This is a genomic window from Motilimonas cestriensis, from assembly GCF_021295315.1.
Taxonomy (GTDB): Bacteria; Pseudomonadota; Gammaproteobacteria; order Enterobacterales; family CBDFNC01; genus Motilimonas; species Motilimonas cestriensis.
This window is the reverse complement of record NZ_JAIMJA010000006.1, coordinates 145,216-157,167: the sequence shown is the minus strand read 5'-3', so window position 1 is coordinate 157,167 and position 11,952 is coordinate 145,216. Positions and strand designations below refer to the sequence as shown.

8 protein-coding genes are annotated in these 11,952 nt (G+C 43.0%); 1 reads left to right on the top strand and 7 read right to left on the bottom strand.

From position 1 onward, the window contains the following. Nucleotides 1-24: 24 nt before the first annotated feature. The 5 genes from K6Y31_RS07825 to wecB all read right to left on the bottom strand — a co-directional run bounded on the left by K6Y31_RS07825 (nt 25) and on the right by wecB (nt 5,840). A complete protein-coding gene (locus tag K6Y31_RS07825; protein WP_233052243.1) occupies nt 25-1,131 on the bottom strand; it encodes a glycosyltransferase in 1,107 nt (368 codons plus the stop codon). Next, nucleotides 1,131-2,219 (bottom strand): glycosyltransferase, encoded by a 1,089-nt coding sequence (locus K6Y31_RS07820; protein WP_233052242.1) that lies wholly within the window; start codon nt 2,217-2,219, stop codon nt 1,131-1,133. Before K6Y31_RS07820 ends, K6Y31_RS07825 begins: the two co-directional genes overlap by 1 nt. A gap of 21 nt (nt 2,220-2,240) precedes the next feature. Continuing rightward, entirely contained in the window at nt 2,241-3,245 is a 1,005-nt protein-coding gene (locus K6Y31_RS07815; protein WP_233052241.1) for an NAD-dependent epimerase, read from the bottom strand. Continuing rightward, on the bottom strand, nt 3,245-4,621 hold the full coding sequence (locus tag K6Y31_RS07810; protein ID WP_233052240.1) for a UDP-glucose dehydrogenase family protein: 1,377 nt from the start codon (nt 4,619-4,621) through the stop codon (nt 3,245-3,247). Before K6Y31_RS07810 ends, K6Y31_RS07815 begins: the two co-directional genes overlap by 1 nt. Nucleotides 4,622-4,700: 79 nt before the next feature. After that, nucleotides 4,701-5,840, bottom strand: a complete 1,140-nt coding sequence (wecB, locus tag K6Y31_RS07805; protein ID WP_233052239.1) for a non-hydrolyzing UDP-N-acetylglucosamine 2-epimerase — start codon at nt 5,838-5,840, stop codon at nt 4,701-4,703. Nucleotides 5,841-6,337: 497 nt separating this feature from the next. Here wecB and K6Y31_RS07800 point away from each other — a divergent pair, with 497 nt between their 5' ends. Beyond that, nucleotides 6,338-7,411: a calcium-binding protein gene (locus K6Y31_RS07800; protein WP_233052238.1), complete on the top strand. Its 1,074-nt coding sequence runs from the start codon at nt 6,338-6,340 to the stop codon at nt 7,409-7,411. A gap of 77 nt (nt 7,412-7,488) precedes the next feature. Here the strand turns inward: K6Y31_RS07800 and wecC are convergent, their stop codons facing one another. Together wecC and K6Y31_RS07790 are read right to left on the bottom strand one after the other, a co-directional pair. After that, entirely contained in the window at nt 7,489-8,727 is a 1,239-nt protein-coding gene (gene wecC, locus K6Y31_RS07795; RefSeq protein ID WP_233052237.1) for a UDP-N-acetyl-D-mannosamine dehydrogenase, read from the bottom strand. Between the two features lie 214 nt (nt 8,728-8,941). Then, nucleotides 8,942-11,872 carry a glycosyl hydrolase family 18 protein gene (locus K6Y31_RS07790; RefSeq protein WP_233052236.1) on the bottom strand — a complete coding sequence of 977 codons (2,931 nt, stop codon included), beginning with the start codon at nt 11,870-11,872 and terminating at the stop codon, nt 8,942-8,944. Nucleotides 11,873-11,952 lie beyond the last annotated feature (80 nt).

Below are 11,952 nucleotides of genomic sequence, written 5' to 3'. Positions count from 1 at the left end.
CTGAATCTAATTTCGAAATTCAGTTTAAGCACGTTTATTTACCATCGCATTTAAATATGAAATCGCGGAGTTGTTAGCCGTATAGCGTTCTATATGATCAAGTTGATTGTCAAAATCATACTGGGTATTGGACAAGCTATCACTCATAGCATCAGCTAACTCTCTAGGGGAGCTAACAGGAACCAACTTACCAACTGCTCCTTCAGCTAATATCTCATCGGGGCCACATGGACAGCGTGTTGAGACAACTTTACATCTTGAAGCCATGGCCTCAACTAAAGCATTTGGACTGCCTTCGAATAATGAGGACAGTACAAATAAATCTGCATGATGAATTTCATCCATTGGTGAGCTTACATAACCATGCAAACAGACATCTTCAGTTAAGTTGAGCTCATCGATTTGGAGCTGTAAGCTCATACGTAGATCGCCCTCTCCAAAAATAACAAGACGGGCATCTATTGTTTGCTTAAGTATCGCAAAAGCGCTAATAAGATCTGAAAACCCCTTTTGCGGTGCAAGGCGACCTAATCCAACAATCACAGGTTTTGTTTTTTCCAATAACCAAGGATGGGTAGGCATTGAAAACTCTCGCAATCTAAAGTCATCATCTAAAGTAGGGTTAGGTAAATTTATAACATTTTTTTCAGCTACGACTGTGGTTTCAATTAAATCAAGCCCAACGCCTTTAGAAACAGCTATCACAGGGTTCGGCATTGAACGATATATAAATGGAGCCAAAAAATATGCAAACTTTATTAAAGGGCTGTTGTTAACATGCTTATCAAATGAAAAAGCGTTTCTTTCACTACAGTGCAATCGAGATAGCCAACCAAGAGATAAACAAGCAAAAAATGCAATCACATTCACATGCGTCAATGCTGACAGCACTTGATCAGGTTGATTACTTTTCAAATACTCTCTCAATCGCGGTACTGCGCTAGCTGTTCGTGATGACTTTAATTCGATTAAATTTACGCCTGTACTTAAGCTGCTCTTATTAACACCACCATCTGTTAATAAAACTAGATCCACGTGATGTTGGTGTTTACTAATGGCATTAGCTAGGCGCATCATCATTTTTTCTGCACCGCCGCCTCTCAAATCATGAATTACAATTGCGACTTTCATTAACAACTCTTTTGTCTAAATAATTTGGAATACGATATAGATGACTGCTCTAAAGAATAGCGATCCATTTCAGCGATATCAGACAGACTTAACTTCTTAAAAGGCATTATTTGCATCGCATCAGCTAGAGCCTGGATATCTTCTACTGGAACTAACTGCCCAATTCGGCCCCCGTCCAATATTTCACTTGGTCCTGTGGGGCAGTCAACCGAGACCACGTTAACACCGAGCGCGATTGCCTCTATAAGCACTGTAGGCAAGCCTTCATTTCGAGAGCTTAATACGAAACCACTACTGTTTTTCATTACAAAGTAAGGGTTATTAACATGACCTAAAAAATGAACTTTTTTCTCAATATTTAGTTCTTTTACTAAGCTCGTTAATGTGTCTTGCTCTTCACCCGCTCCCGCGATAACAAGATCAGGGAAATTTGAATTCTTTTTAATGCACTTACTATAAGCTTGTATTAATAAGTCATAACCTTTTGTTCTTGTTAATCGACCGGCTGTACAGATATAAGAATCAGGGAGCGTTATACCGGGCAGCGGTATCTTTGCTTTTTCAAAAATTGATGCCGTTATTACTGGATTAGGACAAACATGAATTTTTTTCTTGCCCCATGGTAATCCCTCCACTAATGAATCTTTAAGTGCGTGAGATACAGTTACAACTTTGCCTTTACCAAGTGTTAGGAGGCTATAAATAAGTAAGACAGACCTTTCATTTATTTTTTGCTCTGACACGTTCAAAGCAGAATGCCGAGTATATATAGCGCTAATTTTAGTGAATAAAGAAGAGAAGAAAATAGCTAAATTAGCTTGTTCTTTAGCACCAATAACAACGTCTAATTCATTATCAATAATATTTTTCCTGAGCTTTAAAATCTCTAAAAAAAATGAAAAAAGACCAGTTTTACTTCCTTTATATGTTTTAAACTCTTTACTAGGATCTAAATCTATCGAATCCCCATTGAGTATATAAAAGCTAACATCATGACCATCTGATTTAAATTTCTTTGCTAAATTATATTGTATGCGCTCAACCCCACCGGATTTAGCAAAGTCTTTCAAAACAAACTGTATGTTCATGATGCCTACATTGAAGTTATATTATTTATTTAGATAAAAACTAGAATACCAATCTACAAACTGCTGCATACCGTATTCGATCTTGGTGTCAGGTTTAAAGCCCACCGCTGCTTGTAAACTGTCTATATCTGCAAAGGTGGCAGGAACATCACCCGCTTGCATTGGCATGTAGTTTTTCTCTGCCGTTTTACCCGCAGCTTTTTCAATCGCTTCAATAAATGTCATTAACGCGATGGGTTCGTTATTACCAATATTGAACACTTTATAAGGGGCTTTACTCGATGATGGCGATGTATTTGGGTTTTCAGCGTCACGCACTGGCACTACATCTTGAATACGAATAATGCCTTCAACGATGTCGTCAATATAGGTAAAGTCACGCTTCATTTTGCCGTGGTTAAACACTTTAATTTCACGATCATTTAAAATCGCATCGGTAAATAGGAAAGGCGCCATGTCTGGGCGTCCCCATGGTCCGTAAACCGTAAAAAAGCGTAAGCCAGTGGTTGGTAAATCATATAGATGGCTATAACTGTGCGCCATCAGCTCATTTGATTTTTTGGTCGCTGCGTATAATGAAACAGGGTGATCAACGGCATCTTCGGTAGAGAATGGCATTTTCTCATTCATACCATATACCGAGCTAGACGACGCATACACTAAATGTTTCACTTTGTTATGGCGACAGCCTTCTAGAATGGTTGCCATGCCAACCAAGTTAGAATCTATATAGGCCATTGGGTTTTCAATTGAATAGCGTACCCCCGCTTGCGCGGCTAAATGGATCACGCGATCAAATTGCTCATCGGCAAATAACATTGCTATGCCATCGCGATCAGCTAAGTCCATTTTAACAAAGCGAAATGATGTTAAATGCTCAATACGTTTAAGCCTTGCTAGCTTTAAATTTGGATCGTAATAATCATTTAAATTATCCAAGCCAACTACTTCATGGCCTTGTTCACATAAACGTTCTGCAACAAAGTTGCCGATAAAGCCTGCGGCGCCAGTGACTAAGTATTTCATTATTTCGCGCCCTCAACAGATAAGGCTCGGCCAATACAGTAATACGCAAACCCTTTTTTATTCATACGCTCTGGTTCGAACATATTGCGGCCATCAAATATAACGCTTTCACTCAGTGCGTTTTTGATAAGGTCAAAATCTGGCGCTCTGAAGCTTTGCCATTCGGTACAGATAACAAGCGCATCTGCGCCATTTAGCGCCGACTCTTTGGTTCCCATTAGTGATAAATCACTGCGACTGCCGTAGATACGCTGCGTTTCTTCCATGGCTTCTGGGTCATACGCTTGTACTTTAGCGCCCGCTTGCCATAAGGTTTCCATTAAGCGGCGGCTCGATGCATCGCGCATATCATCGGTGTTGGGTTTAAATGATAGACCCCAAAGTGCAATGGTTTTACCGGCTAATAGGCCTTCAATATTGCCTGTTTGCGCTTGGTCCCACACTTGGTAATGCTTACAGATGTATTCGAACAGTTTTTCTTTTTGTTTGTAGTTGATTGACTCAACCGCTTTTAAAATTTCAGAGTTGTAACCAATCGATTCAGCTGTACGGATCAAGGCTTGTACGTCTTTAGGGAAACATGAACCGCCGTAGCCACAACCAGGATAAATAAAGTGGTAGCCAATACGCTCATCAGAGCCGATACCTTGGCGTACCATTTCAATATCTGCACCTAGCTTCTCAGCAAGGTTCGACATTTCATTCATGAAGCTGATTTTAGTCGCCAGCATACAGTTAGCTGCGTATTTAGTTAGCTCCGCACTTTTAATATCCATGATCACTATTTTGTCGTGATTACGGTTAAATGGCGCGTATAACTCACGCATTAGCTCTTCGGCTTCTTTTGAGTCAGTACCGATTACAATGCGGTCAGGGCGTTTACAGTCGTTAACCGCTGCGCCTTCTTTCAAGAATTCAGGGTTTGATACTACTGAGAAGTCGATAGTAACATTACGCTCGGCTAGCACTTGTGCCATTTTGGCTGATACTTTATCCGCCGTGCCTACAGGTACGGTTGATTTGTCGATAACCACTTTTGGCGCTTGCATATGGGTAGCGATGGTTTCTGCTACTTTTAACACGTATTTAAGGTCAGCTGAGCCATCTTCATCTGGCGGTGTACCCACGGCAATAAATTGCAACTCACCGAAGTTCACGCCTTCTGCAGCGTCAGTAGTGAATAGCAAGCGACCAGCTTGGTAATTACTTTCAACTAATGGCGTTAAGCCTGGCTCGTAAATTGGGATAATGCCTTTTTTGAGGTTTTCAATTTTGTTGCTATCAATATCAACGCAACACACGCTATGACCAGCGTCAGCCAATACTGCTGCTTGTACTAAACCGACATATCCAATACCAAATACTGTTACTTTCATGTTTTTATTACCGTCATTTCTTAAATTAAAATCTATTTATGGCTGATTTACGCCATCATATTTGAACTGCGATGCGGTTTTATGACAAACGCGACGCAAAATGCTGTTTTATTGAATCAATAATTCGCTCACAGGCTTTACCGTCGCCATAAGGGTTATGAGCTAGCGACATGGCTTGATACTCGTCTTGATCTGTTAACAATAGGTTAACCGCATCAATCATCACTTGGGTGTTGGTGCCCACTAGTTTAACCGTGCCCGCAGTAACCGCTTCAGGTCTTTCCGTTGTGTCGCGCATCACCAATACTGGTTTACCTAGCGACGGCGCTTCTTCTTGAATGCCGCCAGAATCCGTTAAAATGAGATGAGCACGTGTCATCAAATAAACAAATGGTAGATACTCTTGTGGCTCGATTAAAAGCACATTATCTATACCGGATAAAATACGCTGCACGGGTTCACGCACTTGAGGGTTTAGGTGCATCGGATACAAAATTTGCACGTCTGGATGCGCTTTGGCTATCTCTGCTAACGCTAAACAAATTCGCTCAAAACCGTCGCCAAAGCTTTCACGTCTATGCCCTGTGACTAAAATAAGTTTTTTACTCTCATCTAACATTGGGAATGTTGCTGCTAGGCGGCTGGATAATTCAGTATTACTCGCCAGCTTTTGTTGCACCATTAATAGCGCATCAACAACGGTATTGCCTGTAATATCAATTTTATCTTCATTGATATTCTCTGTGACTAAGTTTTGTTGCGCTTGTTCAGTGGGGGCGAAATGCAGTGCGGTTAGCACGCCGGTTAATGAGCGATTAGCTTCTTCTGGCCAAGGAGAGTAAAGATTGCCAGTGCGCAGGCCTGCTTCAACATGACCAATGGCTATTTGTTGGTAAAAGGCGGCTAACGCGGTCGAAAAGGTGGTCGTGGTATCGCCGTGTACTAGCACTAAGTCAGGTTTAAAATCTTCCAGCACGGGTTTAAGTGCGGTCAAAATATGAGTTGTAACTTCCGTTAGGGTTTGCCCTGGAGACATGATGTTTAAATCGTAGTCTGGCTGAATCTCGAACAGGCTGAGCACTTGATCTAACATTTCTCGGTGCTGGGCAGTAACACAGACGCGCGCCTCAATGTTTTTTTCATTCGCGAGAGCGTGCACCAAAGGTGCCATTTTGATCGCTTCTGGTCGAGTACCAAATACAGATAGAATTTTTATCATTAACTCATTCCTTACCGAAGATTTAAGCGCTGAAATTAGCTCAATATTCACTAAGTGATTATTTTTGCTACATTGCTTTTATTGTCTCTAGGCTGGAACGAGGACTGCGTCAACAGAGTCGCTTCACACATCCTTGCGTGAGACTGATTTTGATTATAAAAATGAGAGCTTGATCTAATTTATGTGCCGGCACATTGTATTGATTGTGTACATTTTATCAAGTTTAAATCTGATTTTTTATTACTGTCTCAGTATGGAATTAGTCTTACAAACCTTACAAAGCCTGCTCTCACAATAAAAACATTCACAGATAAGAATAAAATTATTATCTATCAACACCATAAGATTTCCTGCTTTATAGAATATTCATAAATGAGATATCTATCACTGAAAAAAATTCTCATACCTTTTGCTTATTTTAATAATTTCATTTGCAACCTGCTATTTTGTTGGTCAGACTCGCGCCCGTTGCATCACTTAACCTAAAGGAATGGTTTATGGAAAATGTTTATATCGGTACAACTAACTTGAATTCGGCTGGCTCTGCAACTAATTTGAACGAGTCTAACGCTGCAAAAGTAATTCAAGAAGGTGAGATATACTACGCTAATGAAAATTACCAAGGCGGTACGTTAAATGCCCTAGTAATAAATGATTATTACGGCGTTAACGCGACCTCTTTTGTGCAATGGAATGACCGCGGTACAAAAGAAATTAAAATTGATGCCAGTGATAAAAACATATTGGTACATAACTTTGTTGATGTTGACATCAATGCGCAAGACAGCACTAACGGGTTAACCGTTCAAGTGACTCATTGCAAGCGTGGCGAAATTGACACTGGCTCAGGTGACGATACCGTACATCTCTCAATTTTTACAAATGACGCAGGTTGGACTAACCAGTACGCAATCAATACCTATGCCGGCAATGACAGACTGACTTTAGACAATTTACAAAACTCAAAGTTCACCGCCTTCAATATTGATATGGGTAAAGGAGACGACCAAGTAGATCTATCTCTTGTAGATGCGCAAGCTAATGTGAATCAAACATTTAGAAATATATTGCTTGGCGACGGCGATGATACAATTATTGCTTCTCAAGGTGATGATGTGATCAATGGCGGTGAAGGTGTTGATACCATTCAAGCTGGCAATGGTAATGATACGGTGTTGTTTGATGCCACGGATGCCTTAGTTCAAGGTGGTAAAGGATTTGATGCACTAGTGACCCAGCTTGGCCATAGTGATGTTGAATTAGCAGGCAATGTAGCGGGTTTTGAGGCGGTTGTTGGTAGCGAAGCATTGGTTGATAACGTCAGCGTTTCTCTAAATAGTGTTGATGATGTTTTTGTTGCAGCACTTGGAAATAATACGGGCGATACGTTAGAGATTACTGGCGGTTGGCAACGTGTTGAAACAGGTGAAATTACTGAGCTAACTGCGGCTCATCTTAATATTTTAAGTCAAGCTGGCGCCAATACAGCTGAACTTCAAGCTTATGTTTATCAACTAGATGGTCAGCAAAAAACTGTTTGGACTGATTTAGATTTAAGTGCTGTTTTTTAAGTTAACTTAACTTGAAATAGTATGCTTTGAAAGTGATTGGGCTGATGGTCGGCCCAATCACTTAACAGGTTAACTAGCTAGAAAATCCCCCGCGTATCGATAACTACTTTACTAGCAAATTCCGACTTATCTGTTTCACGAAATTCTTTGTGATCAACCAGCACCGCGATGACATTAGCTTGTTCAAATGCCGCTTCTAAACTGCAAAACTCTAACCCGGCCTCGACTAATTCTTTTGGCACATGTTTTAGGTTTGGCTCTACCACTAATACCTGCCCTACTTGTCTCGCTGCTAATTCTTCTACTATGTGCAGTGCCGGACTTTCGCGAATGTCGTCTATATCTGGCTTAAAGGTAATGCCCAAGCAAGCTATAATCGGCCGCTTAAACTCATCGGCTGCGGCACAAATTTTATCAAGGACATAGAAAGGCTTAGCATCATTAGTTTCACGCGCCTGACGAATCAGCTTGGCTTCTTCTGGGCAACTATCGACAATAAACCAAGGGTCTACCGCGATACAATGGCCGCCGACACCGGGGCCAGGTTTTAATATATTTACCCGAGGGTGGCGGTTAGCAAGGCGGATCAATTCCCAAACGTTGATTTTTAGTTTGTCGCAAATCACTGATAATTCGTTAGCGAAAGCGATGTTAACGTCGCGAAATGAGTTTTCGGTTAACTTGGCCATTTCAGCGGTTCTTGCTGTAGTTAGAATACATTCACCGCGGACAAACACTTTGTATAGCGCCATGGCTTTTTCGGCGCAGGTTTTCGATAGACCGCCAATCACGCGATCATTTGATACTAGCTCTTGCAATATATAGCCGGGTAACACGCGCTCGGGGCAATGGGCCACGTTGATATCGGCTAGTTCACCTTGATCTTGTGGAAATGTTAAATCAGGCCGCAATTCTTTTAGCCAATTGGCTAGTTTTTCTGTAGTGCCTACCGGTGAAGTGGATTCCAAGATCACTAGATTGCCCAGCGCTAAAACCGGAGCAATTTCTTCTGCAGCTTGTTTAATAAAGGAAAGATCGGGCTGATGCCCTTTGGTGAAAGGTGTGGGGACGGCAATCATGAATACATCAGCAGGCTCTGCTTCTGTGGTAGCTCGTAAGTTACCTGTGCTGACCACGCCACGCACAATAATATCGAGATCGGGCTCAGCGATATAAATATTGCCAGCATTGATAGTATCCACGGAATGTTGGTTTACGTCGAGCCCTATCACCTCTAAGCCTCTTGAAGCTATTACTGCCGCAGTCGGTAAACCTATATAGCCTAAACCAACGATGCACACTCTTTTTATCGACATAATCAAATCCCTTTGCAGCCTAAATGAGTTATTGGCATACAGCTTATTTGCCTAACGTTCAGTTTAGTCGCAATTTTCAAACAGAGTGTGTTATTCGCTGAGCAAGCTCAGCTCCTACGATTAATTTTTAGGCCACAAAAAAAGGCCAACTTACGTTGGCCTTTCTGCTTCATGCTTTAATTAGCATGCTATGTCATTTGTGTTTAGTTGCCTATTAAGGACAAGTAACCACGTCCCAGAACCAGTTACCACCGGCTGCTGGTGTTTCCCATGCACCTGGGTTGTTTTTAGCTTGGTAACAAGCACCGTTGTAACTTACTACTGCGCCGTTTTTAACTGCAGTACCAGGAACGAATGGTGTTACATCGCTTGGTACAGTTGGCTCACCAGATGGTGCTGGAGTAGGCTCACCTGATGGTGTTGGTGTAGTACCGTTATCACCGCCTGCTACTGGAACATTTGGTTGCTCAGCTGTACGACCGTATGTTTTACCACCCACTTCAAATGTGAAGTTAGTTGGTACAGGCATTGGCATGTAGATACGCATTGCCACGTCAATTGTTTGACCTGGTTTCCATTCTACCGAGCCCCAACCTTCAGCTTTAAGCTGTACGGCGAAACGGTGGAAGTCGTCAGATAGACCACCCGCGTTACCCGGAGTTAGACCAGATGTTGCGATTTTCTCAACAGACCATTTAGCACCTGAGTACATATCAACTAGGTTAGTGATACCTGGGCCAGCTGGAACAGCGTATGGCTTAAGCGTATCGCTAATTTGTGCGTTCATTGGCACTGCTGGTGATGCGTTAAACGCAATTTTCGCACCAGATAGGTCAACGTTCGAGTTGTTAGTTAGTTTCAGAGCGATTTGGATTGGGTAGTTATCTTCACCTTTTGGTAAGTAACCCACTAAATCCACATCTACGTCAACTGTTTCAGTTGCTGCTGGGAAGTTCTCATCACCTGCTTCGATGCCGTAAGGCGCAGCAGTTTTGATCATTTCGTAAGCTTTGTCAGTTAGGGTGCTACCGAAGTAGTAGTGACCTAGACCGTTTTGCTCAGGCGTTGAGTAGTCACCCGCCATTTCCCAGAACATGATACCACCCGCGCCTTGGTCAATTGCGTATTGAACCTTAGCTTGGTAAGACTTCATGTTTTCAGTAGAAAGGAATACACCTTTCTCTTCGTTCCATAACCAAGAAGCTTGTGCAACTTCGTCGTAATGCTCAACGTAGTTACCAGAAGCTTGGCCTTCAGGCTTGCTAGTATCGTGACCGTAAATGCTTACGTACGGCGTTGGTAGACCTTGTTTTAAGTTTTCTACGTGCCAGATTGGGTTTACACCCGCAAACATTTCTTTGCCATCTGGACCTAAGTCGTACCATAAGTTCTCAATACCTTGAGCACCTAAACCACATGGCGCGCCCGCTTTAGGACTTAGCGCGTCAGGACCTAAGTTACCACCGGTACCTAAGTAACATTCTTTTTGGTTAGCAAGTGCTGCTAGACCATTGTAACCGTTAGTACCACCTTGAACTTGCTGCCAACCACGTGTGTAGTATGGTAGACCGATGTTAATACGGCCGCCAGCTAGCGCATTACGGAAGTACTTGTAAGACCAGTCAATGTTTAAGTAACCTTGGCTGTTGTAGTATTTCGCATCGTTGCCTGAGTAGATACCTGCATCTGCGATTTCGTTATCTACGCCATTGTCGTACAGCGCCGCGTTGTGACCAACAAAGTGGTTCCATGCGCCGTGTAAGTCGTAAGACATGATGTTTACATAATCTAGGTATTTAAGTGCTTGGAAGCCTTCAAAACCACGTAGTAGGTAACCAGAAGATGGTGATGCAATCGTCAACATGTAATGTTGTGCGTCTTTTTCACCTTGCTTGTCTAGTTCAGCACGTAACGCTTCCATCAGCGCCATGTAACCGCCCCATAGCTTGCCACGGTGTTGGTTAGAAATAGACCAGTCTTCAGGGTGACCCGCATCTGACATAGATGATGGGTATTCGTAATCGATATCGATACCGTCAAAGTCGTAAGTGTCTACGAATTTAGCAGCCGATTTAGCAAATTTAGCAATCGCTTCGTGGTTGATAGAACCGTCAGGCTTGATAGTTAGGCTGTAGAAACCGCCATCCATGTAACGGCCTTTATCATCAAAGTGTGCGCCTGTTTCAGCCCAACCACCAACAGATAGAAGCAGTTTAACGTCATGCTTTTTAGCGTATTGGTTTAGTAGGTTGAAGTGACCTTTGTATGGTAGAGATGGGTCCATCGCATTTTCAGCGCCGTCCCATGTCATACCTGTAGCTGGGTTGTTTGGATCGTTTACGTCACCAACAGAAACTTCACCTTGCTTATTGATGTGCGCAAATGCGTAGTTGATGTGCGTTAGGCTATCCCATGGCACGTCAGACGCGAGGAATGATGGTTGACCGTTTGCACCATTACGCCATGATGTGAAGTAACCGATAATACGACGAGGGTGATCTGCGCCCATGTCTTCACGGCCGTCTGCATCGTAAATCGTACAGTAAGGCGTGTTAACACCTGGAGTTTGGTATAGACCCGCTGGTTTACAGCTTGCATCGCCTACTGGTGGTAATGTTGGCTCTACTGTTGGTACTGGCGTTGGCTCAGCTGTTGGTACTGGCGTTGGCTCAGCCGTTGGTACTGGCGTTGGCTCAGCCGTTGGTACTGGCGTTGGCTCAGCCGTTGGTACTGGCGTTGGCTCAGCTGTTGGTACTGGCGTTGGCTCAGCTGTTGGTACTGGCGTTGGCTCAGCTGTTGGTACTGGCGTTGGCTCAGCTGTTGGTACTGGCGTTGGCTCAGCTGTTGGTACTGGAGTCGGCTCTGCGGTCGGTTCAACCGTTGGTACTACGCCTTCACATTGACCAAGAAGTTTCCATTCTTGCCAAGGGCCAGAGCGTTCAGCAGGGTTATTGTTTTGAGTCCACCAGCTAGCTTGGTAAGCAGAACCGTCGAATTGAACTTGAGTACCGCCAGTGAAAACACCTTGTGCGGTCCACTCTTCTAGGTTTGAACAATCAGCTGCTTGAGCGTTAAACGCCATTAAACATGCAGCGGAAAGGGTGCTAAGCGTAAAACCACGCTTCGCAAGAGGAGAAATGCTCATCTTGTTCTTCCTTAAACTAATCAATCTTAATGCAGGACGCGTCCTGCTTCCTGTGCTAGCTATCCTAACTAGTACAGTTA

Excerpts from the sequence above, each read along its gene's own strand:
- K6Y31_RS07825 (WP_233052243.1), bottom strand. The coding sequence starts at position 1,131 with ATGAAAGTCGCAATTGTAATTCATGATTTGAGAGGCGGCGGTGCAGAA.
- K6Y31_RS07820 (WP_233052242.1), bottom strand. The coding sequence starts at position 2,219 with ATGAACATACAGTTTGTTTTGAAAGACTTTGCTAAATCCGGTGGGGTT.
- K6Y31_RS07815 (WP_233052241.1), bottom strand. The coding sequence starts at position 3,245 with ATGAAATACTTAGTCACTGGCGCCGCAGGCTTTATCGGCAACTTTGTT.
- K6Y31_RS07810 (WP_233052240.1), bottom strand. The coding sequence starts at position 4,621 with ATGAAAGTAACAGTATTTGGTATTGGATATGTCGGTTTAGTACAAGCA.
- wecB (WP_233052239.1), bottom strand. The coding sequence starts at position 5,840 with ATGATAAAAATTCTATCTGTATTTGGTACTCGACCAGAAGCGATCAAA.
- K6Y31_RS07800 (WP_233052238.1), top strand. The coding sequence starts at position 6,338 with ATGGAAAATGTTTATATCGGTACAACTAACTTGAATTCGGCTGGCTCT.
- wecC (WP_233052237.1), bottom strand. The coding sequence starts at position 8,727 with ATGTCGATAAAAAGAGTGTGCATCGTTGGTTTAGGCTATATAGGTTTA.
- K6Y31_RS07790 (WP_233052236.1), bottom strand. The coding sequence starts at position 11,872 with ATGAGCATTTCTCCTCTTGCGAAGCGTGGTTTTACGCTTAGCACCCTT.